We start from the raw sequence: 26659 nt of genomic DNA, 5'->3' as shown, positions 1-26659 counted from the left end.
GCAGGTCAGACCACGATGCCCGGGGCGAGCGACCCTACTAAGCGGTAGCTTCGGTTTGAGAATGTGATCGGCGCCACCTAGCGTGGTCCGACGTACCTACCAGCGGCATCGGCGCCAGCCCGCGCCGCTGCCCCGCCGCGAAGGAGTCGTCATGTCCCGCACGAGCCGCCTGTCGTCGACCACCGCCCGCCGCAGTGCCTTTGTCGGCGCCGGCCTGACCGCAGCCGCGATAGCGGCGGCCGTCGCGACAGCCCCGAGCGCCTCGGCCGCCGACCTGGCACCGTGGGTCCTGCATCACAAGGGCACCATCTCGACCCACTTGAAGACCCTGAACACCGACATCACGTTTGCCGCCGCCGACACCACCACCGTGCCGCTGGGCAAGACCCCGATCCCGGTGACGTCCGCGATCACCACCCAGACCGGCCACGCCAGCATCGGCACCGGGCCGAAGTTGGGCAATCTGAAGCTCGCCGCATTCGACGTCAAGATCCTGCCGCAGGGTCCGGCCACGGGCACCTACGACCCGACCAAGAACGACCTGGAGTTGACCCAGAACCTCCGCCTCCAGATCACCAAGGCCACCGCTCTCGGCATCCCGGTCAATCTGATCAGCGGCAGCTGCACGACCAGCGCGACCTCGCTGAAGCTGTCCGGTGACCTGGCGCGTCTGAGCACCGGACAGGTCAACCTTTTCGGGGCGATCAGCGCCAAGGGCTCGCTCACGATCCCCAAGTTCAGCAACTGCGGGGTCCTGACCCCGCTGCTGAACGCGATCGCGACCGGACCCGGCAATGCCGTGACGGTCGACCTCCAGCCGAACTGATCGGGTCGATCAGCCCAGGGCCGGGTCGCTCGCACTCGCGCGGCCGTCCTCCAGGTGACCGCGAAGCCGCCGCCGGAAGTGCGGATCGGCACTCGAGGTGATGGTCACGTCGTACCAGCCGTGGTCGGCTCGAGCGTCCACCTCGAAGGTCCATTCCTTGCCATGACGTACGGCGTGCGTGCGCGTGGTCGTGTGCCGCACCCCGGTCACGCTGGTGATGGTGGTGTCGGCGCCCGGGTTGTGCACGGTCACCGTGAGCCGGTGCCCTGACACACGCGTTGTCACCGCCGGGTTGGCGGACACGTTGCCGCCCTGCCACGCCCGGAAGAACCCGTTGGGGCCGTGTGCCTCGTAGGCGTAGAAGGGCGTGAGCGGGTGCAGCGCAATCCTCAGGTCCTCCCGCGCGCCGACCGTGTAGCTCCAGGGACCGGTCGGATCGGTGGTGGATCGGATCTGTAGCGCCACCCCGCGTGCGGCGGTGTTGCGCAGGTGCACCGACAAGGTGCCAGGAGTCGCCCGGTCGTCGGTCTCCACCCGATAGCCGAGCGGACGGGCCGGGCGGGTGCCCGGTTCTTGGCGCGGTACGGACTGATCGACCGGTGGGACGGGGACGTAGTCGACGTGCCGGTCCTTGTCCGGCGGCTGGTAGCCGCTGGTCGACGGCAATGCCGGAACGCTCGTCGAGCCCCGGGAGAAGTCGAACGCGGCCAGAAGGTCACCGGCCACCGACCGCCGCCACGGGGTGATGTTGGGCTCGGCCACTTCGAAGCGCCGCTCCAGGAATCGAATGATGGAGGTGTGGTCGAGCACATCGCTGCAGACGAATCCGCCTTTGCTCCAGGGAGATACGACCAGCATCGGGACCCGCTGACCCATGCCGTACGGCCCAGCGGGTCCTTCCGCGGAGCCGGGGAACCGCTCGTTGGTCGTGGAGACCGTCGACCCGCCGTGTTCCGGGGACACCGGAGGGTGCGGTGGCACGATGTGGTCGAAGAATCCGTCGTTCTCGTCGTAGGTGATGAACAGTGCCGTCCTGGCCCACACCTGCGGGTCGGCGGTGAGCGCGTCGAGGATCTGCGAGACGTACCACGCGCCGTAGTTGGCGGGCCAGTTCGGGTGCTCGGTGAACGCCTCCGGCGCCACGATCCATGACACCTGCGGCAGTTTCCCGCTGGTGACATCAGCGCGGAACTGGTCGAAGTAGCCGCCTCCGCCGCTGACGTCGGTGCCGGTGCGCGCTTTCTCGTAGAGTGCGGATCCCGCTGCCGCCGTGCGGTACTGGTCGAAGTAGAGCAATGAGTTGTCGCCGTAGTTGCCGATGTAGGGGTCGCTGGTCCAGCCCCAACTGCCATCGGAGTCCAGTCCCGTGCCGACATCCTGGTAGATCCTCCAGCTCACCCCCGCCTTCTCCAACCGCTCCGGGTAGGTCGTCCAGCTGTACCCCTGCTCGTCGTTGGAGATGACCGGCCCACCGCCCTTTCCGTCGTTGCCCACCCAGCCGCTCCACATGTAATAGCGGTTCGGGTCCGTCGGGCCCAGCAACGAGCAGTGGTACTGGTCGCAGATGGTGAAAGCGTCCGCCAATGCGTAATGGAACGGGATGTCCTGCCGGGTGAGGTAGGCCATGGTCGTGGCCGTCTTCGCCGGAACCCACCGGTCGTAGTTGCCGCCGTTGAAGGCAAGGTGACCTCCGGTCCAGCTGTGATCCAGGTCCTCCAGGAAAGCCAGACCCAGCTGTTCCTTGCTGGGATGGAAGGGCAGCACTTCGCCGAGGAGTTTGGGTTGGTGCCAGACGCTCTTGCCGTTCGGCAGGGTTGCCGGAGTGGGGTCGCCGAAACCGCGTACGCCGCGCAGCGAGCCGAAGTAGTGGTCGAAAGAACGGTTCTCCTGCATGAGGATGACGACATGCTCGACGTCGCGCAGCGAACCGGTACGGTGATTGGCCGGTATCGCCGCTGCCTTGTCGATGGTGCCCATCAGGGCGGACGTGGCGGCGGTAGCGCCGGCGAGTTGAAGGAATCTACGGCGGTCAAGGGGAGCCATGACCAGTGAGCCAACCCCACCAGGGCAACAACCACCGCGCGCTCACATGAACGTTGCGTGACCTTCGCGCACCGCGCCGGTGCCGCTATCCGGGCGACACCGACGCGACGTCCAGCTAGCTCCCAGGGCGAACGGCCTCCTGGGGCGCCGCGGCGGTCAAACCCTCCGAGGCAGTGAGCTTCTGGCCCGCCTCCTCGGTAGCCGATCGGCGTACGACGACCAACGCCAGCACCCCCAGCAACCAGGCGATGGCGGGGCCAGGACCCCACCACCCGGCACCGGAGGGGAACGGGTAGATGTTGCGGAACAACGTGTACGCCAGCACCAGGATTGCCAGGACCGGAATGACCAGCTCCCATCGGCGCACCTGTAGATCGCCGATACCGGGTCCCGAGGTCGTGAAGCACAACTTGTAGGCACCGACGGTCGCCAGGATGTAGACGACGATCAGGATGAGAGTGCCGATGGTGCCGGAGTAGAGGAAGACGTCAAAAGACTGTGCTCGCAGGACGATCCAGGCGAGCAGCACGATCAACGCGGCAGCGCCGGCCACGACGCCCACTGCTCGGACCGGGACACCGTGCCGCTCATCCACCTCGCTGAGCGATCGAATACCGGCCCCGTCCCGGGACAACGCGAAGATCAACCGCGACGCGCCCACCACGCAGGCCAATGCGCAACCGATCGCGCTGACGGTCGCCCCGATCGTGATGACGTGACCGACCCAGCCGGCCAGGTAGTCCCCGGACAGATCAGCCAGGAGAGACTCCGAGGAGGTGAATGCGGCGACGCCCTTGTCGTCGGCGCCGAAGCCCATCATCTCGATCGCCGTGATCACGACGAAGAACAGACCGCCGAAGATGGCCGTGCCCAAGATCGCGCGCGGGATGTCCTGGCGGGGATTCTTGGCCTCCTCCCCCAGCGTCGCCGAGGACTCGAAGCCGGCGAAGGAGAGCAGACCGAACACCACACCGAGAAAGACCGTCGATGCACCCAGGCCCGGTGGGAGGGAGAAGACCGACAGGTCGAATTTCTGGCCGGTGGGTCCCCCGCCGCCGAGGAGTTTGGCAAGAACGACCACGGACACCAGGACGATCAGGGTCACCGTGACGGCTTCGATGGTCAGCAGTAGCCGGGTGGAGTTGCGGGCCTCACGGGTGGCAAGCAGCACCACGATGGCCAGCGCGAGCAACGTGAAGATGAAGGAACTCCAGTCCGGGGCATTCTTCCAAACACCCCACGCCGACAACTCCTCGCTGATGAAACGTCCTGCGGCAGTGGAAGTTACGACGGCATAGAAGAGGTAGTCCCGACGAGGGACCATCCCGCGAAGATGCCGGCCCGGGGTCCGAGGGTGGCGCCCACGAACCCATAGACGGATCCGGCGTGGTGGAACCGCTGGGTGAGCCGCACGAAGGTCCAGGAGATGAGCAGGACACTGACGGTGGCCAGAGCGAACGCGAGCGGGACTGCACGACCGACGCTGCTGCTGATGCCCTGCGGGTTGATGTTGACGGCCATGGAGGGGGCCATCAGCGCCACCGAGACGCCGATCGCCTCCCACACGGACAGGGTGCGGCGCAGACCGCCGCCGGTGGTGGTGGTTTCCTTGCTGGTCATGCGAATTGCTCCTCGCGGTTCAGAGCGGGGTAGGCCCGGCGGGCGTTGCCGGAGCCGATGAGGTGGGCGATGCGGACAGCATCGTCCACGGACCATTCGTCGCTGGCGACGAACTGCGACAGGGCCTCGGCAAGGCCGGTACGCCACAAACGAGCACCGAGGTAATGCAACTCCGCCGGCCCGTAGGCGTCGGAGGAATAGAGGATCTTGCTGAACGGTGCCAGTTCGAGGCAGCGGGCGATGACCGCGGCCGAGCGAGCGCCGAGATAGTTCACAGCCAACCCGACATCCAGGTACACGTTGGGGAAGGCCTGGGCCAGGTATCCCGCAGCCCGCTCGTAGGGATAGCAGTGCAGGAGCAGCACGCTGGTCTGCTGCACGTGCGGGTCACGCAGGAAGTCAGTGAGCAGCAGCGGGTCGGCGGTGCGCAAGTCGAGGTCGCGATCGCCGAAGCCGACGTGGATCTGCAGCGGTAGTCCCGCCCGGGTGGCTTCATGCATGCCGAAAGCGATCAAGGTCGGATCGATGAGACGCGGATCCTCCTGTCGCCACTGGCGATACGCACTGGAGACGGCCGCGTCGCTCGGTCGGCTCAGATCGACGTCGAAGCCGCACCGGTAGGCCAGGATCGTCTTGGTGCCGACCGCATCACGCGTTCGGTCGGTCATCAACGCACGGAAGGCGTCCGGGTAGTCGGCGGGTAGGACGCCCGCCGTGTGCAGTTCCTCCGCGAGCACCTCCAGCCGCACGATCTCGTCGGCCGGCTGGCCGGAGATGTCCGCCATCTGCTGCGGATCCAGGATGGTGTCCGTCGCGAATCCGGTGTCGATCAACCACCGCTGCACCCCCGCGGCGTTGAGGAACCGGCGATTGACCTCCTCCTCTCCCAGGTGCGTGCGCCGCTGCCAGTAGGCCGCCGGATCGGCGTGACGGGGCAGGTCGAGGATCGGGGAGCACCATGCGCGTACGGCGAACCCGAGTTGGGTGTCGAGCGGATCCAGGTGCGGGGGAAAGGGTTGGGTGTCGGCTTCGATGAAGGCGTTGGCCCACTCCTGCTGCGAAATGCTGCCTCGCAGTGCTCCGTGCACGTGGTGGTCGATCAGCGCCAACCGCTCGACCGTCTCGCGTACCGCCGATTGAGCGTTCACACCGTCCACGCCAATCGCAGTGCGGCGCTGCGCTCAGCCGGGTCCTGCTCGCCGTACACCTCGACTTCGTGTCGTCGCACCGCCAGCAACGCGGCCACGGCCTGGGGGCCGAGGATTTCGTCCATCAGGGCCGAGTTCTCGAAGGTATCCAGCACGGCTCGCTGGTCGGTCGGCAGGACCGTCAGCCCGGCCGCGGCGCGTGCGCGGTCATCCAGGCCGCTGGGGTCGTCGGTGGTCTCCGGCGGAAGCACGGCCGAACCGGCGACACCCCGGACCGCCAGGCCCAGGATCACTGCCGACGCGAGGTAGGGGTTGGCGGACGGATCGATGATCTTGACCTCCACGTTGGCACCGTGCGGGTTGGCCGGACCACCCTGCAGGAAGCGGACACTGGCCTCCCGGTTCTCGGTACCCCAGCAGACCGTGGCGCCCGACCAGAGGCCGGGAGCCAGCCGCGTCCCGGACAACACCGACCCGGCGAAGACCGCCTGAGCCTCGGGCAGCGCCGACAGGACTCCTGCGATCGCGTGCTCACCTTCCGCAGTCATCCCTCGCGTTCCGTCACCCTCGGCGAAGATCGACTTCCCGCCGCGGGACAACGAGAAGTGCTGATGGGCTCCGTTGCCGACGCCGCCCGCGATCGGCACGGGAGAGAAGCTCGGCATCATGCCGTGCTTGCGCGCCACTCGGCCAATGACCGTCTTGGCCACCACGACCGTGTCAGCGGCCGTAACCGGCGGCGCGGGTGGCAGGGATACCTCGACCTGCATCGCGCCGTACTCAGCGTGCACCTGCTCCAAACTCACTCCGGCCGTGGCACTCTGGCTGACCAGGTCGTCCAGGAACCCTTCCAGTCCGATCACCGGACCGAGGCCGTACGGCGTCCACGACGGGACATCGATCAGCGAAGCGTCCGGGTTGACCAGGGTGAATTCCAGTTCATGGCCGACCAGCGGCGTGAATCCCGCGGCGGCCGTCTCCGCCGCGACGCGTTCCAGGATGTTGCGCGGTGCGCACACGTCGGCATTGCCGTGCTGGTCCACCGCCCGGGTGGCGCCGATCGCCAGACCGCCGCCCAGAGGGCGCACCGTCTCGGGGACCAGGCGCAGCCGAAGGTCCCCGACCGCGCCGTAGTACGGCGTGAACTGGATGGTCGCGTCCAGGCTGTACCCGTTGTAGACCGGGCTCATCCCGGCGCCGGAGGTCACGAAATCGGCGAACCTCACCAGCGGCATGGTCTTGGCGTGCACCAGGTTCGAGGCGTTCGTCGCCCAACCTGCCACGAATCGCACACCGGCTGCGGCCAGTTCGGCCCGCTGCGCCGACAGAGTGCTGCCATCACTCACCATGCGCTCATCCTGCCGCGAGGTGGTGTCACAATTCATACAAACTGATCATGCAATTCGTACTTGTGCATTTTGTTACATGCCCTTAACAACCGGAGGACTTGTGTGCCGACTCCTCGCCCACGCCACGCCGACCCCGCTCCCGACCCGTGAGGTGCTCGGCGCGGAGCCGACGCGGCGCTTCGAGCGGATGTCGCTGCTGCATGACGACGGATGGGGCTCGGCATGGATCGATGCACCCGGCGGCCCGCTCCACCGGATCCGCGACGCCTCACCAGCCCACACCCAGGACCGGCTACGTCATGTGCTCGAGACCGATCAGGCGACTGCGCGAATAGTGCACCTACGCCTGGCCACCGACTCCATGGCGGTCGATCCGCTGAACGCCCATCCCTTCACCGATGGAACCCTGGCCCTGGCCCACAACGGATCCATCGTGCCCACCGACGCGCTGCGGCGGCTCTTGACCACCGACGAGCGGGCGGCCCTGACCGGTACGACGGATAGCGAGATGTACTTCATGTTGTTGCGACGTCACCTGTCGGAGTCCGGCGACCTGAGCGACGCAGCGCGGCGGACTGTGCGCACTCTTCGATCGACGTACCCCGAGGCGAGCCTGAACGCCGTTGCCCTCACAGCCGATTCGTTGTGCGTCATCCACTCCAGCAGCTTGGCCCGGGTGCCATGGGAGGACTTCACGGCCAGTGGTCTCAGCGCCGAGGACATGCCGTTGGATCACTCCGAGGCCTACTTCCGGATGAGCTACCGTGCGGTTCCCGGCGGGGGTTGGGTCTTCACCTCGGCCGGGCTGGGCAGCGACTCCTGGACCCCGCTTCCCGAAGACTCGATCAGCACAGTGGAACTTGCATCGCTCGAGCTCTCGATCGAGGACCAGGGGCTGGCCGCATGATCACGGACACGATCCGGGACCACCTGGGCGCTCTCAGTCCCGCAGAGCGCAAGGTCGGGCGGGCACTGCTGGCCGACTACCCGCGCGCCGGCCTGGGCAGCACGGCGGCGCTGGCCAAGACGGCCGGCGTCAGCGCGCCCACCGTCGTACGCTTCGCAACATCCCTGGGCTACAACGGTTTTGCCGATCTGCAATTGAGACTTCGCGATGAGATCGCTGCCGATGTTCTGTCCCGCACGCCCCGCGTCCAGCGCGCGGCGGACCCTGGCGACAGTCCCATCGCGGCGGCAGCCGAAGCACTCGCCGACTCGGTGATCGACACCGCCCGGGCCCAGCACCCCTCGGAATGGGAGGCCGCACTCACCGCGTTGTGCGACCTCAGCCGCGAAGTGCTCTGTGTCGGTGGCCGATTCACCGGCACGGTGGCCGAACTCTTCGCAGCAGCCCTGAATACCGTTCGGCCGGGCGCGCACTTCCTGCGCGATCCGCTCGGCACTGATGCCAGCCTGCTGGTGGACCTCGATGCCCGGTCGGTACTCATGGCCTTCGACGTCGCGACGTACCAGAGCTCGACCATCGACGTCGTCAGCTACGCCCGGTCGCGCAAGGCGGTCGTCATCCTGGTCACCGACCACAGCCTGTCCCCGGCCGCCACGGACGCGAACATCGTCCTGACGGTGCCGGACTGGTCGGCGTCGCCCTTCGGCGGAATCACCTCGACGGCCGTTGTCGTCGAGCTGCTTCTGCGCGATGCCGTCGCTCGACTAGCTGATTCCGGCCGGGACCGGTTGCGGCGCCTCGACCAGTTGCGCGGTCACGAGTTGGTGACCCCAACGACCTGACCCGAAGGGCATCCCTTGGCAGGATGACGGTGTGACCTCGTTGCCGCGGTCGGGTTGGGCCGACTCGGAAGCCGACTCCGACCCATCGCCGGCTGTACCCCTGATGAGGGACGTGGTGGGCGCGCTGTGGTCGGTGCTCGTCGCCGGGATCGCCTTCACGGTCGGTATGAAGGCGGCGGGTATCCGTGAGACCCGCAGCTTCCCCGTCCTACTGCTCGCTCTGGGCATCGGCTTCGCCCTCATCGAACTGGTCCTGAGCCCGATCCTGCGCCGTATCGCTGCCCGCGGCAGTGCCTTCCTGGCGTTGGTGCTGGGCCTCGGCGCGCAACTCGCGGTCTTCGGCATCGTCGTGCTCGTGGCGGTCGGAGGTACGGCAATCGGCTGGTGGGAGGTTGCCGAGGCGCTCTTGGTGGCCGCCGCCATCCTCGCGGCGGGCCGGTGGTTGGTCGGTTCGACCGACAGCGGGTACATCGTCGGCGCCGCGACCCGCCGGCGCACGGCCCCGCGCACAGGCGGCCGTGGCCTGCTGGTGGTCCAGCTCGACGGCGTGTCCCCGCAGGTTCTCGACCGGGCCATCGAGGCCGGTCAGGCACCGAACCTCGACCGCTGGCTGGCGACCACCCACCGCATGGATTCGTGGTGGAAGACCATTCCGTCGACAACCCCGGCGACGATGGCAGGGGTCCTGCACGGCGACGATGCCCAAGTCCCGGGGTTCCGGTGGTGGGATCGCGACACCGGGCGCTTGCTGGCCGTGAGCCGACCGCCCGATGCCCGGTTGATCGAAGACCGCTTCGAAGTCGGCCGCGGCCTGCTGCGCGAGGGCGGAACCGCCATCAGTACGACGTTCGGCGGCGAAGCGTCGCAGGCCTACCTGACCATCAGCCACGCAACCGGCAGTCGCGGGCTGGGCTCCGGCGCGACGTACGTGAGTTTCTTCTCCCGGCCCTTCTTGCTGCCCGGCACGCTGGTCCTCACCGTCGGTGAGATGGTCAAAGAGCTCTACCAGGCGCGTCGACAAAGGGCCCGCAACGTGCAACCGCGGATATCACGGTCCGGCAGCTATGTCGCACTACGCGGCATCACCAACGTGCTGTTGCGCAAGTTGAATCTGTCGCTCATCGCCCAGGAGATGGCTGCCGGCCGGCCGATCATCTTCGTCGACTTCGTGGACTACGACGAGATCGCGCACCACGCGGGCCCGGAACGACCCGAGTCGATGCGTGCGCTCGAGGGACTCGACGGCGCGCTCGCGCTGTTGCAGCAGGTGGCACACTCCAGCAACCGCGAGTACGAGCTGGTGGTCATCTCCGATCACGGCCAGAGCCTGGGTGAGACGTTCGCACAACTGGTGGGCACGCCCTTACCCGATCACGTAACCTCCCTGATGTCGGCGTCGCCGGAGGAGGTCTCGGTGATCGCGCACTCCTCGGGTGAGGAATGGGGGCCGATCAACGCCCTGATCAATTCCCTTGTCACCAAGGCAGATAAGCCGCCCGATGCGCCGATCCTCGGCCCGGACCGGGGCCGGGACGACGCACCTGACGACCTGCCCGAGGTGGCGGTCACCGGCGGCGGAAACCTGGGAATGGTGTGGTTTCCGCGGCTGGCGGAGCGACCCACGCTGGCCGAGGTGACGCAGCGCTGGCCGCGCCTCATCCCCGGGCTGGTGGCAACGCCCGGAGTGGGCCTGGTGATGGTCACCGGTGACGACGGTCAGCCTGTCGTCTTCGGTCCGACCGGTGCCCGCCAATTGATCAGCGGCGCCGTCGAGGGCGACGATCCGCTGGTCGGCTATCCCTCTCGTACGGCGCCGGACCTGGCCCGCTTGCACGGCGTGTCCCGCTCGGGTGACCTGGTGGTCATCTCCACCGTGGATGATCGCGGCCGGATCCACGCCTTCGAGAATCAGGTCGGCTCGCACGGCGGTATCGGCGGCCCGCAGAACCACGCGCTGCTGGTGCATCCGAGCGCGTGGCCGTTGGACGAGGACCTGCTGGCGGACGTCGACGGAGTACGCATCCCCGTCGGCCCGGTGGCGTTGCACCAGCAGCTGCAACGCTGGCGTACCGTCCTGGACGCGGCCACGTGATCCGGGTCAGGTGGCTCGGACACTCGACGGTGGTCATCGACCTGGACGGCACGCGTGTCCTGACCGATCCCCTGCTACGCAACCACGTTGGGCTGCTGCGGCGAGTCACGCCGGCGCCGCGCGCCGATGACTGGGCTGGTATCGACGCGATCCTGTTGTCACACCTGCACCTCGATCACGCCGACGTGGCATCGCTGAGGCAACTGCCGGCCACGCCGGTGCTCGTCTCGCCCTCGATCGCCCAGTGGCTTGTCGACCGCGGCATCCCGGGCACGCCCATCGGTTCCGACTGGCATCCGGTGCCGGGCCCGCCGGGCACCCGAGTCCGATTGGTGCCGGCGGAACACCACGCCCGCCCGTTGCCCGGCCGGCCGGTCGATGCGCACGGCTTCCTCCTGCGCTCCGCATCGGGGACGGTGTGGTTTGCCGGGGACACGGCGGCCTACCCGATGATGCAGCGGCTACCGGACTGGGCCGGCGGCACGATCGACGTCGCGCTGTTACCGATCCACGGCTGGGGACCGCGGCTGTCCGCCGGGCACCTGGATGCGGAGGGGGCGGCCGATGTGTGCCGGCTCGTCCGGCCGCGCTTCGTGGTGCCTATCCACTACGGGACCCTCCATCCGGTCGGCTTGAACCTACGCCGGCTGGACTGGATGCACTCTCCTGCGGACCTTTTCGCCCAGTCGCTGCCGGCCCTCGCGCCCGAGACGACCCTCGTCCAGTTGGCCGCCATGGGCCCGGCCTGGTCGATGCCGCCTGCGTAAAACCTGCGCGGATGATTCCCGGAAGGTACGTTCGGTGGCAAGACCCATCCGTCAAAGGAGACGCCGTGTCACAACCGCCGCTGCCTGAGATTGCGACCGCTCGACGGCACAGCCTGGGCGACCTACCCCGCCGCAGTGCCCAGCGGTTCCCCGACAAGCCGGCAATCATCGACGGCGAGACCACACTGACGTTCGCCCAGTTCGAAGCGACCGTCGATCGCACGGCAGCAGCCATCGTGGCCGCGGGCCTGGCCAAAGGTGACCGGCTGGCGCTGCTGTCTCACAACTGTTGGCAGTACGCCGTCCTGGACTTCGCGGCAGCGCGGGCGGGCGTGGTGCTCGTGCCGATCAACTTCATGCTTACGGCCAGTGAGATCGCGTTCATCCTGCAGCACTGCGGTGCAGCGGGATTCGTGGTCGAAGATGCCCTCGTCCCGACGGCCGAGACGGCCTTGGCCGAGGCAGGAGGTGTGCCGATCCGCGTGGCGATCGGCTCCGCGCCCGAGGGATGGTCACCCCTCAGCCAATGGACGTCGTACGACGGGGTGTGCCCGCAGATCGAGGTGGCCGACGACGATCCGGTGCGCATGATGTTCACCTCGGGGACCGAGTCGCGCCCGAAGGGCGCTCTGCTGTCGAGCCGTTCGCTGATGTGGCATTACGTGTCCTGCGTGGTCGGTGGTGAGATGAGCGCGAATGACGTCGAGCTGCACACGCTGCCGCTGTATCACTGCGCGCAGTTGGACTGCTTCCTCGGAGTCGACGTGTATCTCGGCGCAACGTCCATCATCCTGCCCGCGCCGGAGCCGGCGGCGGTCTTGGCAGCGATCGAGAAATTCGGGGTCACCAAGTTCTTCGCACCGCCCACGGTGTGGATCGGGCTGCTGCGCTCGCCGGCCTTCGACTCGGCGGACCTGTCGACGTTGGCGAAGGGGTACTACGGCGCATCGCCGATGCCGGTCGCGATCCTGAAGGAGATGCAGGATCGGTTGCCCGGGACGCGGCTGTGGAACTTCTACGGTCAGACCGAAATCGCCCCGCTCGGAACGCTTCTCGGACCCGAGGATCAGGTGGAGCGGGCCGGGTCCGCCGGCCGACCGGCACTTAATGTGGAGACCCGGATCCTCGACGACCAGAACGCCGAGGTGCCCTCCGGAGAGATCGGGGAGATCTGCCACCGCACACCCCATGCCACGCTCGGGTACTACAACCAGCCGGAGAAGACAGCGGAGGCATTCAGCGGCGGATGGTTCCACTCCGGCGATCTGGGGTACATGACCGAGGACGGGTATCTCTACGTCGTCGACCGCAAGAAGGACATGATCAAGACCGGCGGCGAGAACGTCGCGACGCGCGAGGTCGAGGAGGCGATCTACACCCACCCGGCGGTCGCCGAAGTAGCCGTGTTCGCCGTTCCACACCCGCACTGGGTCGAGGCGGTCACTGCGGTGGTGGTGCTGAAGGACGGCGCCAGGGCCACTGAGGAGGAGTTGATCGAGCACACCCGGGGCGGGCTGGCGGGGTACAAGACGCCGAAGTACGTGGTGATCACCGATGCTCTACCCAAGAACCCCTCGGGCAAGATCCTCAAGCGACAGCTTCGTGAGGAACACGCCTCGATCGCCGTGAGCCCGCCAGCCGACGATCACTGAGCGCCGCGGTAGAACTCCAGCAGCCTGGTGCCCTTGGTCACGGTGTTCACTGTGCCGCCCTCCGTCGAGCCGGTCCGGGCCGGACCGTTGCCGCGCTGAGTGTCAGCGCACAGCAGCACTCAGAGGTCGCGGGGTGCCCCACGGCCAGTACACCGCCGGAAGGATCACTCCTAGCGTGAGGATTGCGGCAGCGGCGGCGGTCAGGACCATCCACACCGGCCCGGATGACTGTGAATGGAACGCACCGACACGACCTGCCGACACCGCCAGTAATCCAAGCAGTGACCACTGACGGCGACTGGAACAGCGGCTCGTGCGCTGCGACGGTTGGCATATCGCACGGCCGCCAACGCGCACCCCGCGAAGGGTAGGAACGCGAGCACGCAGGCGACAGAGATGTCCACCCACCACTCGCTACTGCGGCCGGATGAGTTCATATCGAACGAGAGGATCACTACGAAGAGCATTGCCAGCAGGGCTGCGCCGATGCCGACCGCCACCATGACAACGGCGGCCAGATACACCGCACCGGCGACAAGTCGATCCGTCATCGTGATCACGGCTCCCGGGTCTGTCGGATTCCTTGGCGTGATTTGCATCCGTACTGCAAATGTAGGCGGTCACCGCAGGTGAGCGAGCTCCGCCAGTAGCCCGACGAGAACCCACAGCCCAAGTAGGACGAGCGCAGGAATTCCGGGGCGCAACACGATGACAACGAACGACATGACGAATGCGACGAGGCGAGTGATGAGGCGCCATCGGGCGCGGAGCCGGCCCTTTGCTACACCGGCGCGATAGGCCGCACCCGCCACTGACCCGCGTTGCTGCGGCTGCTGACTCATCCTGTCATCTTGCTCGTATGAGGTACGTCGCGCGCGGTGTTCGGCGCGACTCCCGGCCTACGTGGCCAGCTGGTCGGTTCGGATGTCCATCTGAAGGAGTTACAAGTCTCGGTCTTCCTCTTATGCACGGAGCGAGGCCACCACAAGCGCATATGGCTAGCGACCGGGCACTTGCACGTTGATTCATGCGAAGCTCAGGTGTCTGAGGTCAGCATCTGGCACCCGGGTAACCGGCTGCCATACCTATAGCCGACCGAGGTGCCCGAAACTGCCTGGCGCCAGTCGCGGATGTGTTCGTGCGAAGGGGCCCCCGGCCTGGGTCAGTTCGCCCGTCACGCCGGCGGTGTGCGTCACGACGTCTCGGGCGCCGTACGCCGGACCCGGTCCAGCACCCGCTGGCACGCGGCTCCCCAGGCGATGAGTTGGTCGCCGGCGAGAGCGCCGACGACCAACTCGCGCAGGCTGCCGTCCACGACCGGCGCGGCTGCCAGTCCCCGCCGCCGGCCCTCGGCGGTGAGGCGCACGATCCGGCCCCGCCCGTCCTCGGGATGGGCGCATCGCTCGACCAGAGCCCGGCGCTCCATCCGGCGCAACTGATGAGCCACCCGCGAGGTCGGCCATCCGGCGTTCGCCGCGAGCTCCGTCGGGCGCTGCCCGGCCTCGCCCGCGTCGAGGAGATGCACGATGAGCTCCCAGTCGGCCGTCGACAGGCCGGACGCGGCCTGCAACCGGCGCTCCAGTTCGAGGAACAGTTCCCGGGAGAGCGCCAGGTACGACTCGATGGCCTGTCGTTGCTGGGTGCTCAGTGACGACACCGACATGACTTCTCTCTCCTGGTTCAGATCGTCAGGCCGCCATCGATGAGCCACGACGACCCGTTGGTGAAGCTCGAGGCGTCGCTGGCCAGGAACACCACTGCAGCGGCGATCTCCTCAGGCTTCCCGAGCCGACCGAGAGGGGTGGCCGCGATGGCTCCCTCTTTGAGAGCGGCGCTCTCGGGGGCATCGAAGACGGCGGTGTGAATGGTCCCGGGGTTGATCTCGTTGACCCGGATACCGTCCTTGCCGTGCTCGATCGCCAGCGCCTTGGTGAGCAGCTTCACGCCGCCCTTGGCCATGGCGTAGAGACCGGTGCCCGGGACGGGGTGCTCGCTGGTGACCGAGTTGATGTTGACAATCACTCCCCCGCCGCGGGGCACCATGTGACGCACGGCCAGGACCGAGGCGTAGTAGTAGCTGCGCAAGTTGGTGTCCATCACGCGCTGGTAGTCCTCGAGCGTGGTTTCCGCCAACGGCCGGTTGAACTCGTACGCCGCGTTGTTGACCAGCACGTCGAGCTGGCCGTGCTGCTGCAGCACCTGCGCGAAGAGGTTGTCGATGTCGCCGCTCCTGCTGACGTCGGCCGGCACGTAGCTGACGCGCCCGGGGGCATCGGCGAGACTCTCGACCGCCGTACGACCGCGTTCGGGGTCACGTCCCGAGATGACGACGTCGGCGCCGGCGGAGGCGAAGGCGGCGGCCGTGGCCAGACCGATTCCCGCGGTCCCGCCGGTGATCAGGACCGAGCGCCGTTGCGGCTGAGGGGTACTCATTTGTTGGAGATTGTGACGCCGGAATCGATGACCATCTGCTGACCGGTCACCATGGCCGACTCGTCGGAGGCGAGGTAGACGGCGGCAAAGGCGATGTCCTCGGGGCGGGACAGTCGGCCGAGCACCGCCTGATTGTCGATCACCGACTGCATCACGGCCGGGTCGTTGCGGACGAAGTCCGGCACCAACGGCGTGTCGGTCGGCCCGGGCAGGATTGCGTTGAGCCGCACGCCGTACGGCGCGAACTCACGGGCCACGTCGCGGGTGAGCTTGGCGATCGCCGCCTTGGAGGCGCCGTAGAAGTAGGCGCCGGACTCCGGCCAGATGGCGGAGATCGACGACAGGTTGATCACCGAGCCGGACCGTTGCGCCGCCATGTCCGGCAGGAACGCCTGCATCGTCCAGATGGGCCCGCGCAGATTGATCGCCATCACGCGGTCGAAGTCGCTGTCAGTCAACTCCAGGAAGCCGCCGTTGACCAGGATCCCGGCGGAGTTGACCAGGACGTCCACCCGCCCGTGCGCCTGCAAAGTCTGGTCGTGCAGCTCCTGCACGGTCGCCTTGTCGGTCACGTCCACCGTCACGAACCGGGCGTCGGCACCGTCGGCAGCGATCTCGTCGGCGATCTGCTGACCCCGCTCCTGGTTGCGATCGGCCAGCACGACACGCGCACCCTCCTGCGCGAACATCCGCGCAATCCCTTCTCCGATGCCGGAGGCAGCGCCCGTCACGACCGCCACCTTTCCCGTCAATCTCGCCATCGAGTTCTCCTCTTCTCGCTTCGCGAACGTCGGTTCGCTGCATTTAGCTGTCGTATCAGCTATATGATCAACGTAACACTGCCGGTAGATCTTCCCGGCAGTTGACCAAGTGCCCGACTCGCAAGGTACGTAGGCTCACGTGATCCCATCGGGCGGCTGGTTGATGAGCTGGAGCCAAGGGTGATCAAGGCTCGGTTGCGGTTGCATCGTTCAGCCAGTCACGTTGAGCAACAGTCAGATACGGCAGCACCGCGTGGAAGTCGACGCTGTTGACCGGGCGGTCCTCGCGTGACTTGCACAGGATCACAGTCTCGGCGGACTGAATCGGTAGACCGCCCCGTCCGACGCTGGACAACCGCTGTACATTTTGCCTGATTCGTCCTGATCCTCGAGAAAAGATCCGTTCGTCACCCGCGGAGCTCACATCGTCGATCCGCGCACCGGCGACCTCGTCGACAAGGGCGGCAGCGACGTCGGGCGGTCCGCGATGGTCGGAGTACCGGCAGGTGCGACTGCCCTGAGGTCGGTTCAGACGAGGCCCAACTCAGCGAAAGCGGTTGCCAGACCGTCCTTTTCGGGACCGTCGGCCAGTCGGTCCGCGACGGCGAGCACCTGCTCGTCGGCGCCGGCCATGGCTACTCCGATCCCGGCGTACTCGATCATTTCCAGATCGTTCATCCCATCGCCGAAGGCGATCACGTCCGCTCGCGCAATGCCCAGGTGTTCGATGGCGGCCTGCACGCCCCGGGCCTTGTGCACCCCCGCGACGTACAGTTCGCCGGCCGTGTCGTCCTCGGCCGGCAGTGACGTCGGAACGAGGCCGACGCGGGGGCCGAGCTCGGCAGCAAGACGGGCCATCGACACCGGAGAGTCGAAGCAGACCACCTTGGCGAACCCCGGCAGCCGGTCGCTCGGCAGGGGTCGCAGCGAAGCCAGGATGTCTTGCCCGATGGCGCCCGCATCGCCCAGGTCGCCGGACCGTGCGCCCAGGGAGCGGGCCAGCCGAGCAGCCGTTCCTGCCAGCGCGTAGGTCGCCTCGGGCGCCTCGAGCAGGAAACCGACGCCGTGCCCATGAAGGACCGCGACGGTCTCGTGCGCGAGATCCGCCGGGAACTGCACCTCGCAGACCACCTCGTCGCCCACGACGACGTACGCACCGGCGGCGGCGACGACACCGTCGAACCCCGGTTCGAGCATCACCGGCGACAGCAGCGACATCGGTCGCCCGGTGCAGAGGAAGACCAGGTTGCCGGCCCGACGAGCGGCTTGCACCGCCTCCACGTGCGCCGGCGGCACCACGCCGTGCGCGGCGTACGTCCCGTCGATGTCGAGGAAGATGGCCCGGCGACGTCCGTCGCTCATGCTGATGAACCCCAGAAGCCGGCGTGCGGGACCGCCGCCTCGTCTTCCAGGAACGGTCCATCGACGACCGTGTTCCGTTGTCCCGCAGCCAGAACCGTCCGACTGGGCAGTGCAAGGGTCGGATTCTCCGGATGAGAACCGGTCATCCGGGCCAGTGTGGTCTCCGCCATCGCGAAGACCAGGCGACCGATGCCCGCCCAGTACATCGCTCCGGCGCACATCGCGCACGGTTCGCAACTGGTGAACAGGGTCAGGTGTGCGGAATCCTCGAGCAGGCCGGCACGGGAGGCGGCGCGTACCAGGTTGGTCTCGGCGTGCCCGGTGACATCCCGATCGGTCGTGAACGTGTTTTCGGCGGTCAGCACGACGGCGCCGTCCGGGTCGGCGAGTAGCGCACCGAACGGGTGGTTGCCGTGCTCGACCGCAGTCACGGAGAGCTCGATCGCGCGGCGGAGCAAGCCCTCGTCCTGGGCAGTCAACTGGGTCATGGCCATCATCATCGCCGCCGGCGACGGTCGGGCGCCATCTCGTGTGCTCCCAGCTCCGACACCACGCGCCGCAGCTCGATCACTCCTGGATGACTGTCCCGGGATCGCGTACACAACGCGACCGTGCACGGCTCGACATCGTCCAGGGGGACGAACACGACACCCGAACCCAGGTAGAGATCGGCGATCGATCCGGCGGTGATCCCGACGGCCAGGCCGGCTGCGACGGTCTGGACCTGTTCGTCCATGGTGTGCACGACGGGCCCGAAGGTCACCCGGCGCCCGTCGGGCCTCGGGTCGACCGACCACCAGGCCAACCACTGCAATGGCATGCGATCGGTCGTCACGTGGACTTCGTCGTTCAACTCGAGGACCGACAGGGATGACCGGCCGGCCAGCCGATGACCCGGCGGCAGCATCGCCAGTCGCGGCTCGACCACGACGGTCTGCAGCTCGATACCGCCAGCCGCGGGCAGGGGCGGACGAACGAACGCGGCGTCCACCTCACCTGAAGCCACGGCGGACGTCTGCTCAGTCCACGCGATCTGCTCCAACTCGAATCCGCGGGTCAACGCACCCAGGATGTGGCCGGTCAGGGATCCCGCCGCGCCCGTCACGAATCCGATTCGCAGTGTTGCGGATTCACGACGGCGTACTCGGGCGAGCCCGGTAGCCAGATCCTCACCTTCCTGCAGGATCCGGTGCGCACGCTCCAGCAGCAGGCGACCCGCATCGGTGAGTTCGAGCGGTCGTGCCTCGCGATCAATGAGGCGCACACCCAGCGATGACTCGATACGTCGGATCTGCTGGCTGAGCGCGGGCGGGGTCACGAAGAGCCGGGCAGCGGCGCGACTGAAGTGCCGTTCTTCGGCCAGGATCACGAAGGCGTGCAGTCCGCGCAGGCCGACGTCGAGGCGGGCGGCGTTCTCGTACACAGCGGCACCTCCTTCATCGCAGGTGGCTCAAGGCTAGTGCGGCGCACCCCATTAACTCCGGCGTACGCAGGCCTACGGGAATCGACCTGTACGTCGGCCGATGTGACGCACGACACTCGACAACACGAGGGCGTCGTACCCGCCCCATCCCGATTGCCAAGCTCCCGGAAAAGAGATCGTCCATGCCCCTGCCCACCCGTTTCCTCATCATCGGAGCCGGTCCGAACGGACTGATCGCCGCCCGTGCGTTCCGGCGCTACGGCATCGAGGTCGACATCGTCGAGCGGCACCACAGCGTGGGTGGGTTGTGGGACATCGACAACCCCGGCACACCGATGTACGAGACGTGCAGCATGATCTCCTCGCGCATTGCGGGCGGTTTCGTCGGATATCCGATGTCCGACGACCTCGCGATGTACCCCAAATGGTCGGAGTTGCGCGACTACATCCGCGACTTCGCCCAGGAATTCGAACTGGACGCGTTGTGTCAGTTCGACACCTCGGTCGAGCAGGTCGAGCCCATCGACACCGAGGAGGGCCGCTTCTACCGGGTGCGCCTGTCCACCGGGGAAGTCCGTGACTACCGCGGCGTCTACAGCGCGATCGGCACCCAGTGGCGACCCCAGTTGCCACAGATCGAGGGCCTGGACAGCTTCACGGGGACGGCCATGCACTCCCGGGACTATCGCTCGCCGAAGCTGTTCGAGGGCAAGCGGGTGCTCGTCGTCGGGGCGGGCAACAGTGGGGTGGACATCGCCTCCGATGCCGCGTTCCACGCATCGGCCGCGTTCCTGTCCACCCGCAGGCCGTACTGGTTCTTCCCCAAGCAGATCTTCGGGGTCGCTCTACCGGACTTCCTCGACGGCCGAGCCGCGATCGCGCAGCGGCCGTGGATGACCGGGATGAAGCCAGAGGACTTCATGGATCTCATCGTCGCGACGGTCGGCGATCTGAGCGCCTACGGCCTGCCCGCGCCGGAGGGCCCGATCGGCGAGACACACCCGATCGTGAGCAACACGGTGCTGCACGCCTTTACCCACGGACTGCTGCAGCGGCGGCCCGATATCACCCGGGTCGACGGATCGACGGTGCACTTTGACGACGGGACGGCGGAGGAGATCGACATCATTGTCTTCGCGACGGGATACCAGGTGCGCTACGACTTCCTGCCCGACGACATCGTCGAGTATCGCCGCGGTCACCCGAGGCTCCATCTCGAGGTCTTCTTCCCGGGGCAGCCGGGCTTGTACAGCGGGGGCACGATCCACGCCGCCGTCGGCGCCGGCTGGACGCTCTACGACATATGCGCAAACTATGCCGCGGCCGACGCCAACGCCATCCTCACCGGCGAGAACGCCGAGAACCTGCGGCGGTTCAAAGAGGAGTACCACCCGGACATGCGGGCCGGTTTCCCGTTCGCCGACACCCCGCGGAACGAGGCGCAGTACGACGCCCAGACCGTGTTGTACGCGATCCCGGAGACCGCGCGCACCGAGTTCGGGATTGCGCTGCCCACCGGCTACGACGACGTGGACTTCTACGCTTCGATGGCACGCCGCAATGCGGAAGCGAACCGGGAGGACGACTCAGTCCTGGTCTGACCTGCGACCGCATCCACCCTGGCTCAGACCAACGCCGCGCGCTGACCGAGGGCGCTGCCGCCCACCACATTCACCGCTCCGGGAACGAATCCACCCGAGACCCCTGGCGTTAGCCGGTAGCAGATCAGGTTGCGCGCGATCTTGTTCTGGACGATGAAGACGCTCGGAGATCGTGATGCTGCCGCCGACCGTGTTGTTCTTGACCGACCACGGCATCTGCGGCGATCCGCCACCCAGGGCCGTGACGCTCCCGCGGACGGTGGTGCCGTTGACCAGTGCGGCCATCGGCTTCCAAGCCCAGACGCTGCCCTTGATGGTGATGGTCGAGTGTCCGTCGGGGTCCTCGCTGCACGGATGGGCCGAGTTGCCCCTGACCTTGCGTTTCCGCTGGTCAGGGGCCTCAAACGATGGTGGGCGATACTGGGATCGAACCAGTGACCTCTTCCGTGTCAGGGAAGCGCGCTACCGCTGCGCCAATCGCCCAAAGAAGACCGCCGAAGCGATCTTCAGAGCGGACAACCGGGCTCGAACCGGCGACCTCAACCTTGGCAAGGTTGCGCTCTACCAACTGAGCTATGTCCGCCTGCTGCCCCGCCGATCCCGGCTGGACAACGTCGTGAACTCTATCCGAGTGCACTCCCCCGCAGCAAAACGGGGGTCCGAGGTGGAGACGGGATTTGAACCCGTGTAGACGGCTTTGCAGGCCGTTGCCTCGCCTCTCGGCCACTCCACCAGGCGCGGCCGACGGGCGGCCACTGGAGCGGACAACCGGGCTCGAACCGGCGACCTCAACCTTGGCAAGGTTGCGCTCTACCAACTGAGCTATGTCCGCACGTGCAACCCGCGCAGTTCTGCGCTTCGTGCCGCCTGAGACTAACCGATCGCGCGAGACGAATCCAAACGCGACACGTCCTCGTCACGGGGTTTCGGCCCCTCATCGGCCCGGGTTCGCGACCGTGGCAACCGCACCGCCGCCCGGCGCAGGAGCACCGGCTCCGTGGGCGCGCTGGGATCGGCGACTGCCCGCCGCCGCGCGACGGAGGTCTCGATGCGCTGCTGGACCCAGATGTGCACCGGGTCACGGGTGTCCACCGGCCACTTCTGCATGGTGGCCGCGTTGAAGGCTGCCCCGATCAGGACCGCGATACCCAGGAAGTAGAGCCAGATCAGCACGACGATCGATGCGGCGAGGGGTCCGTAGATGGACGTGCTGGCACCGGCGACGGAGTTGGCGAGCGTGTAGCGCAGGGCGACCGAGGCGAGCAGCCAGATGACCAAGGTGAGTACGGCGCCCGGCACGTCCCGCTTCCAGGGCGTCCGGTGCGGCGTCGAGAGGTAGAACAACGTCGCGAACCCGGCCACGGTCAGGCCCGCGACCAGCGGCCAGTAGAAAACCATCAGCCAGCGCAACTCCCCCGGCAGCCAGTCCGACAGCAGACCGGGGCCGATCACGATCAGCGGCACCACGATGGCGCCGATCAGGATGGCCATGAAGTACAAGGACAACGACAGGACACGGGTCCGTACGATGCCGCGCCGGCCACCTTGCCCGTACATGATCGACACGGTGTCCAGCAGCACGTTCAGGGCACGTGAGCCGGACCACAACGACACCAGGAAACCCACGGAAATGATGTCCGGTCTCGGCGTGTCGAGGGCCTTGGCCAGTGTGGGCATCAGCACATCTCGCAGGCTTTGCTCGGTCAGGAAGCGCTCGGCGTACTCCCGAATGCTGTTCAGCACCAGGTTGACGGTGTTCGCGCCCAGCCAGCCGCTCAGGTAACCCACTCCGCCGAGCAGCCCGAACAGCAACGGAGGCAGCGACAACAACGCGAAAAAGCCTGCCTCCGCGGCCAATCCGGTCACCCGGTTGTCCATACAGATCTTGATGGTCCGCAGCACGAGCTCGAGGACGGTACGGCCACCGGGTATCCGTCCCACCACCGCGAGCACTCCTGCCCGCAGTCGCGTCGTCACCGACACCGGATCTCCTGTCCTCTCGCCCTGTCTCGTACCCCTTCCTACGGTAGCCGTGCGAGGCATCGATTCCCGTGCACCACAATGGGCCCATGCAGATCTGGCCAGGCCACCCCTACCCGCTCGGTGCGACGTACGACGGCAGCGGAGTCAACTTCGCCCTGTTCTCCGAAGTCGCCGAGCGGGTCGAGTTGTGCCTCATTGACGACCAAGGCGCCGAAGAGCGCATGGACCTGACCGAGGTAGACGCGCACGTCTGGCACGGCTACATGCTGGGGCTACAGCCCGGTCAGCGGTACGGCTTCCGGGTGCACGGACCCTACAACCCGGCACAGGGTCTGCGGTGCAACCCCAACAAGCTGCTGCTGGACCCCTACGCCAAGGCGATCGAGGGCCAGATCGACGGTGACGAATCGCTGTTCAGCTACAAGTTCGACGACCCCGACGCCTTCAACGACGCAGACTCCCTGGGCCACACGATGCTGTCCGTCGTGGTCAACCCGTTCTTCGACTGGGGTCACGACCGGCCGCCGAAGCACGAGTACCACGAGAGCGTGATCTACGAAGCCCACGTCAAGGGCCTGAGCATGACCCATCCGGACGTGCCGGAGGAGATCCGCGGCACCTACGCCGGCATCGCGCATCCCGCGATCATCGAGCACCTGACCTCGTTGGGCGTCACCGCGATCGAGTTACTACCCGTGCATCAATTCGTCCAGGACACGACGCTGATCGACAAGGGCCTGAGCAACTACTGGGGCTACAACACGATCGGCTTCCTCGCGCCGCACAACGCATACTGCGCAGCCGGTCAGGACGGTCAGCAGGTGGCCGAGTTCAAGACCATGGTCAAGGCACTGCACGAGGCGAACATCGAGGTGATCCTCGACGTCGTCTACAACCACACCGCCGAGGGCAACGAACTCGGCCCGACCATCGCGTTCCGCGGTATCGACAACCAGGCCTACTACCGCTTGGTCGACGGCGACCAGGGCCACTACTACGACACCACCGGTACCGGTAACAGCCTGCTCATGCGGCACCCGCACGTGCTGCAACTGATCATGGACTCGCTGCGCTACTGGGTCACCGACATGCACGTCGACGGATTCCGCTTCGACCTGGCTGCAACATTGGCCCGGCAGTTCCACGAGGTCGACCGCCTGTCGGCCTTCTTCGACATCATCCAGCAGGACCCGGTGATCTCCCAGGTGAAGCTGATCGCCGAGCCCTGGGACCTCGGCGACGGCGGCTACCAGGTCGGTAACTTCCCACCGCTGTGGTCTGAATGGAACGGCCGCTACCGAGACACGGTGCGCAACTTCTGGCGTGGCGAGCCCTCCACGTTGGGCGAATTCGCTTCTCGTATCACCGGATCCAGCGATCTGTACGCACATTCCGGTCGCCGTCCGATCGCGTCGGTCAACTTCGTCGTCGCCCACGACGGCTTCACTTTGCGCGACCTGGTGTCCTACAACCAGAAGCACAACGAAGCCAACGGTGAGGACAACAACGACGGCTCGGACGACAACGAGTCCTGGAACTGCGGCACCGAGGGCCCCACCGACGACCCCGAGATCAACACGTTGCGAAACCGCCAACAACGCAACTTCCTCACCACGTTGATGCTGAGCCAGGGCGTGCCGATGCTGGCACACGGCGATGAGTTGGGCCGCACGCAGAACGGCAACAACAACGGCTACTGCCAGGACAACGAGATCACCTGGATCGACTGGGATCTGTCGGAGGAGAACGAGGATCTGCTGGACTTCACCAGCGCCCTCATCGCTCTGCGCCGAACCCACCCGACGTTCCACCGGCGCCGGTTCTTCCGCGGTGACGCCCACGGGCGCGACGCCGGCGACATCGCCTGGCTGAACCCCGCCGGCAACGTGATGACCGACGACGACTGGAACACCGGATTCGCGCGCAGCCTCGGGGTCTTCCTCAACGGCGACGCCATCGATGGTCCCGACGTGCGCGGCCGTCGCGTGGTCGACGACAATTTCCTGCTGCTGTTCAACGCCGCAGACGAGGACGTCGAATTCATCCTGCCCAAGGGCGTGACCGAGGAGACGTGGAGCATCGCGCTGCACACCCACGACGACAACCCCACGGACGTCGCCGAAGACCTCCCCGAAGGCTCCCGCCTGACGCTGCAGGCGCGCTCGATCGTGGTCCTGCAGTCACCGGTTCCGCAGGAGCGTGAGCGGCCCCCGGCCAACCCCGAGAAGGCCAAGGAACGCCCCACCGACGCGGCGGTCACACCGCCGCAGAACTAGCTCTCCGGGAGACTGGCCGCGATCCGCTTCTTCTCGACCTTCGGGTCGAAATCGGCTGGCGGCCAGTCCAGTTGGAGGGACCGCAGCTGCCGCAACAAGAGGTTGTGCACGGCGAACCGGGCGTACCACTTATTGTCCGCGGGTATGACGTACCAGGGTGCGATCTGCGTCGAGCACTTCTCCAGTGCCGCCTGGTACGCCTCCATGTACGCCGGCCACAGCTCGCGCTCGTCGACGTCGCCGGGGTTGTACTTCCAGTATTTGTCCGGTCGGCTGACCCGCTGGGTCAACCGCCGGGCCTGCTCGTCCGGGGAGATGTGCAACATGACCTTGACGATGTGGATACCGCGGTCGGTTGCCGACTGTTCGAAGGCGTTGATCTGGCCGTAGCGCCGCTTCCACGTCGTCGGTGGGACGAGGTTGCGTACCCGCACGATCAAGACGTCTTCGTATTGCGATCGGTCAAAGACCCCGATCATCCCGGAGGCGGGCAGCGCGTTGCGGATCCGCCACAGGAACGGATGGGACAACTCCTCCTTGGTCGGCGCCTTGAACGACGTCAGATGGACGCCCTGCGGATCGACCTGGCCCACTACGTGCCGCATGATGCCCCCTTTGCCGGAGGTATCCATCCCCTGCACGATCAGCAGGACCGCCGGGCCCGTGCCCTTGTTGGCATACAACCGCTCTTGCAGGTCCGACATCTCGGCGGAGGACTTCTGCTGCAGTTTGACGGCGTCCTTCTCCTTGCCGTCGAATTCTGGAGTGGATGCCGGGTCGACCGCGGTCACATCGAAACCGTCACCGACCACCAGCGCATCGGCAATCCGGTCACACAGCTGCCCTTGCTGCTTCTTCTTGGACTTCTTCGATTTCCCTTTAGCCATAACCCATCGTGGCACGGTTCAATCGAAATATGCGTGATCTCCTGAACAGGACGCCGACACCTGACCTGTCCGATGCCGATTTGGTCCAGCGGTACGCCGACCTGCCACCTGGTCGCGCCTGGTTGCGTTTGAATATGGTTGCCACTGTTGACGGTTCGGCCGTCGGAGCAGACGGCTTGTCCGGCTCGATCAACACCGGAGCCGACCACCGCGTCTTTGCCCTGCTGCGTGCCTGGGCCGACGTGATCCTGGTGGGTGCCGGCACCGTCGCCGCAGAGGGGTACGCCGCTCCGCAGACCGAACCAGCCTGGTCGGGGCTGCGTGCCGGACGCTCCCCTCATCCCGCCATGGCCGTCGTTACCAGCCAGGGCCTACCCGAGGGTCGACACCAGCGGAGGCGGTGAGGTGTTCGCAGTCGCGGTGAGCGAGGACGGCATCCCCGGTGTGGTGGCCCGTTTGCACGACCGCGGCTACCACCATGTCCTGGCCGAGGGTGGTCCCACCCTGGCCGGAGAACTCCTCAGCACCGGGCAGTTCGACGAACTGTGCCTGACCACAAGCCCGTTGGCGGTGGCCGGCAGCGGCGGACGCATCCTGCACGGCGAACCGGCAACGGTGCCCCTGCGTCTCGCCGGGCTGCTCGAAGAAGACGGCACGCTACTCGCGCGCTGGCACACCGGACAGTGA

General features: G+C 66.8%; 24 protein-coding genes and 4 tRNA genes. 10 read left to right on the top strand and 18 right to left on the bottom strand.

From position 1 onward, the window contains the following. Nucleotides 1-151: 151 nt before the first annotated feature. Nucleotides 152-826: a hypothetical protein gene (locus tag ACFQBT_RS07325; protein WP_377821581.1), complete on the top strand. Its 675-nt coding sequence runs from the start codon at nt 152-154 to the stop codon at nt 824-826. Between the two features lie 9 nt (nt 827-835). Here the strand turns inward: ACFQBT_RS07325 and ACFQBT_RS07320 are convergent, their stop codons facing one another. The 5 genes from ACFQBT_RS07320 to ACFQBT_RS07300 form a co-directional block, all read right to left on the bottom strand. Then, nucleotides 836-2869 carry a phosphocholine-specific phospholipase C gene (locus ACFQBT_RS07320; RefSeq protein ID WP_377821579.1) on the bottom strand — a complete coding sequence of 678 codons (2034 nt, stop codon included), beginning with the start codon at nt 2867-2869 and terminating at the stop codon, nt 836-838. 115 nt (nt 2870-2984) lie between these two features. Further along, nucleotides 2985-4193 (bottom strand): APC family permease, encoded by a 1209-nt coding sequence (locus tag ACFQBT_RS07315; protein ID WP_377821577.1) that lies wholly within the window; start codon nt 4191-4193, stop codon nt 2985-2987. Beyond that, the gene (locus ACFQBT_RS07310) at nt 4154-4489 is read right to left on the bottom strand and encodes an APC family permease (protein WP_377821575.1); all 336 of its coding nucleotides are present in this window, start codon (nt 4487-4489) and stop codon (nt 4154-4156) included. Before ACFQBT_RS07310 ends, ACFQBT_RS07315 begins: the two co-directional genes overlap by 40 nt. Then, nucleotides 4486-5637, bottom strand: a complete 1152-nt coding sequence (locus ACFQBT_RS07305) for an amidohydrolase family protein (protein ID WP_377821573.1) — start codon at nt 5635-5637, stop codon at nt 4486-4488. The genes ACFQBT_RS07310 and ACFQBT_RS07305 overlap by 4 nt, the downstream gene beginning before the upstream one ends. Further along, nucleotides 5634-6986: a type I glutamate--ammonia ligase gene (locus ACFQBT_RS07300; RefSeq protein ID WP_377821571.1), complete on the bottom strand. Its 1353-nt coding sequence runs from the start codon at nt 6984-6986 to the stop codon at nt 5634-5636. Before ACFQBT_RS07300 ends, ACFQBT_RS07305 begins: the two co-directional genes overlap by 4 nt. Before the next feature lie 76 nt (nt 6987-7062). Between ACFQBT_RS07300 and ACFQBT_RS07295 the strand changes: the two genes are divergently transcribed. The 5 genes from ACFQBT_RS07295 to ACFQBT_RS07275 all read left to right on the top strand — a co-directional run bounded on the left by ACFQBT_RS07295 (nt 7063) and on the right by ACFQBT_RS07275 (nt 13246). Next, nucleotides 7063-7893 carry a class II glutamine amidotransferase gene (locus ACFQBT_RS07295; RefSeq protein ID WP_377821569.1) on the top strand — a complete coding sequence of 277 codons (831 nt, stop codon included), beginning with the start codon at nt 7063-7065 and terminating at the stop codon, nt 7891-7893. Further along, nucleotides 7890-8735 carry a MurR/RpiR family transcriptional regulator gene (locus tag ACFQBT_RS07290; RefSeq protein WP_377821567.1) on the top strand — a complete coding sequence of 282 codons (846 nt, stop codon included), beginning with the start codon at nt 7890-7892 and terminating at the stop codon, nt 8733-8735. Before ACFQBT_RS07295 ends, ACFQBT_RS07290 begins: the two co-directional genes overlap by 4 nt. A 31-nt stretch (nt 8736-8766) precedes the next feature. Further along, nucleotides 8767-10827: an alkaline phosphatase family protein gene (locus tag ACFQBT_RS07285; protein WP_377821565.1), complete on the top strand. Its 2061-nt coding sequence runs from the start codon at nt 8767-8769 to the stop codon at nt 10825-10827. Further along, nucleotides 10824-11594, top strand: a complete 771-nt coding sequence (locus ACFQBT_RS07280) for an MBL fold metallo-hydrolase (protein ID WP_377821563.1) — start codon at nt 10824-10826, stop codon at nt 11592-11594. The genes ACFQBT_RS07285 and ACFQBT_RS07280 overlap by 4 nt, the downstream gene beginning before the upstream one ends. Nucleotides 11595-11659: 65 nt before the next feature. Next, nucleotides 11660-13246: a fatty acyl-CoA synthetase gene (locus tag ACFQBT_RS07275; protein WP_377821562.1), complete on the top strand. Its 1587-nt coding sequence runs from the start codon at nt 11660-11662 to the stop codon at nt 13244-13246. Nucleotides 13247-13866: 620 nt separating this feature from the next. On the opposite strand, the gene ACFQBT_RS07270 is transcribed toward ACFQBT_RS07275, so the two are convergent. From ACFQBT_RS07270 to ACFQBT_RS07240, 7 genes are all read right to left on the bottom strand, one after another. After that, entirely contained in the window at nt 13867-14088 is a 222-nt protein-coding gene (locus ACFQBT_RS07270) for a hypothetical protein (protein ID WP_377821560.1), read from the bottom strand. Between the two features lie 350 nt (nt 14089-14438). Beyond that, nucleotides 14439-14909: a MarR family winged helix-turn-helix transcriptional regulator gene (locus ACFQBT_RS07265; RefSeq protein ID WP_377821558.1), complete on the bottom strand. Its 471-nt coding sequence runs from the start codon at nt 14907-14909 to the stop codon at nt 14439-14441. Between the two features lie 17 nt (nt 14910-14926). Then, nucleotides 14927-15679: an SDR family NAD(P)-dependent oxidoreductase gene (locus tag ACFQBT_RS07260; RefSeq protein WP_377821556.1), complete on the bottom strand. Its 753-nt coding sequence runs from the start codon at nt 15677-15679 to the stop codon at nt 14927-14929. Then, entirely contained in the window at nt 15676-16440 is a 765-nt protein-coding gene (locus ACFQBT_RS07255; RefSeq protein WP_377821554.1) for an SDR family NAD(P)-dependent oxidoreductase, read from the bottom strand. The genes ACFQBT_RS07260 and ACFQBT_RS07255 overlap by 4 nt, the downstream gene beginning before the upstream one ends. 528 nt (nt 16441-16968) lie before the next feature. Then, on the bottom strand, nt 16969-17802 hold the full coding sequence (locus ACFQBT_RS07250; RefSeq protein ID WP_377821552.1) for an HAD hydrolase family protein: 834 nt from the start codon (nt 17800-17802) through the stop codon (nt 16969-16971). After that, the gene (locus ACFQBT_RS07245) at nt 17799-18290 is read right to left on the bottom strand and encodes a nucleoside deaminase (RefSeq protein ID WP_377821550.1); all 492 of its coding nucleotides are present in this window, start codon (nt 18288-18290) and stop codon (nt 17799-17801) included. Before ACFQBT_RS07245 ends, ACFQBT_RS07250 begins: the two co-directional genes overlap by 4 nt. 8 nt (nt 18291-18298) lie before the next feature. Continuing rightward, nucleotides 18299-19225: a LysR family transcriptional regulator gene (locus ACFQBT_RS07240; RefSeq protein WP_377821549.1), complete on the bottom strand. Its 927-nt coding sequence runs from the start codon at nt 19223-19225 to the stop codon at nt 18299-18301. Between the two features lie 182 nt (nt 19226-19407). Between ACFQBT_RS07240 and ACFQBT_RS07235 the strand changes: the two genes are divergently transcribed. Next, a complete protein-coding gene (locus ACFQBT_RS07235; RefSeq protein ID WP_377821547.1) occupies nt 19408-20826 on the top strand; it encodes a flavin-containing monooxygenase in 1419 nt (472 codons plus the stop codon). A 408-nt stretch (nt 20827-21234) separates the two neighbouring features. Here ACFQBT_RS07235 and ACFQBT_RS07230 read toward each other — a convergent pair. From ACFQBT_RS07230 to ACFQBT_RS07210, 5 genes are all read right to left on the bottom strand, one after another. Further along, nucleotides 21235-21309, bottom strand: a tRNA-Val gene (locus tag ACFQBT_RS07230). Nucleotides 21310-21336: 27 nt separating this feature from the next. Then, nucleotides 21337-21409, bottom strand: a tRNA-Gly gene (locus ACFQBT_RS07225). Between the two features lie 79 nt (nt 21410-21488). Then, nucleotides 21489-21559 (bottom strand) — tRNA-Cys (locus ACFQBT_RS07220). Between the two features lie 23 nt (nt 21560-21582). Continuing rightward, nucleotides 21583-21658: transfer RNA gene (locus ACFQBT_RS07215), tRNA-Gly, on the bottom strand. Nucleotides 21659-21699: 41 nt separating this feature from the next. Then, nucleotides 21700-22809, bottom strand: coding sequence for a YihY/virulence factor BrkB family protein (locus tag ACFQBT_RS07210; RefSeq protein WP_377821545.1), 1110 nt, complete (start codon nt 22807-22809; stop codon nt 21700-21702). An 86-nt stretch (nt 22810-22895) separates the two neighbouring features. On the opposite strand from ACFQBT_RS07210, the gene glgX reads away from it, so the two are divergent. Beyond that, nucleotides 22896-25085, top strand: a complete 2190-nt coding sequence (gene glgX / locus ACFQBT_RS07205; protein ID WP_377821543.1) for a glycogen debranching protein GlgX — start codon at nt 22896-22898, stop codon at nt 25083-25085. Here glgX and ACFQBT_RS07200 read toward each other — a convergent pair. Then, nucleotides 25082-25972 carry a PPK2 family polyphosphate kinase gene (locus ACFQBT_RS07200; protein WP_377821541.1) on the bottom strand — a complete coding sequence of 297 codons (891 nt, stop codon included), beginning with the start codon at nt 25970-25972 and terminating at the stop codon, nt 25082-25084. The genes glgX and ACFQBT_RS07200 overlap by 4 nt on opposite strands. 29 nt (nt 25973-26001) lie before the next feature. Between ACFQBT_RS07200 and ACFQBT_RS07195 the strand changes: the two genes are divergently transcribed. Continuing rightward, complete coding sequence (locus ACFQBT_RS07195; RefSeq protein ID WP_377821539.1) at nt 26002-26376, top strand: dihydrofolate reductase family protein; 375 nt, start codon at nt 26002-26004, stop codon at nt 26374-26376. Nucleotide 26377: 1 nt separating this feature from the next. Further along, on the top strand, nt 26378-26659 hold the full coding sequence (locus ACFQBT_RS07190; protein ID WP_377821537.1) for a dihydrofolate reductase family protein: 282 nt from the start codon (nt 26378-26380) through the stop codon (nt 26657-26659).

The organism is Branchiibius cervicis (assembly GCF_042661605.1).
GTDB lineage: Bacteria > Actinomycetota > Actinomycetes > Actinomycetales > Dermatophilaceae > Branchiibius > Branchiibius cervicis.
This window is presented reverse-complemented; position numbering and strand designations above follow the sequence as displayed.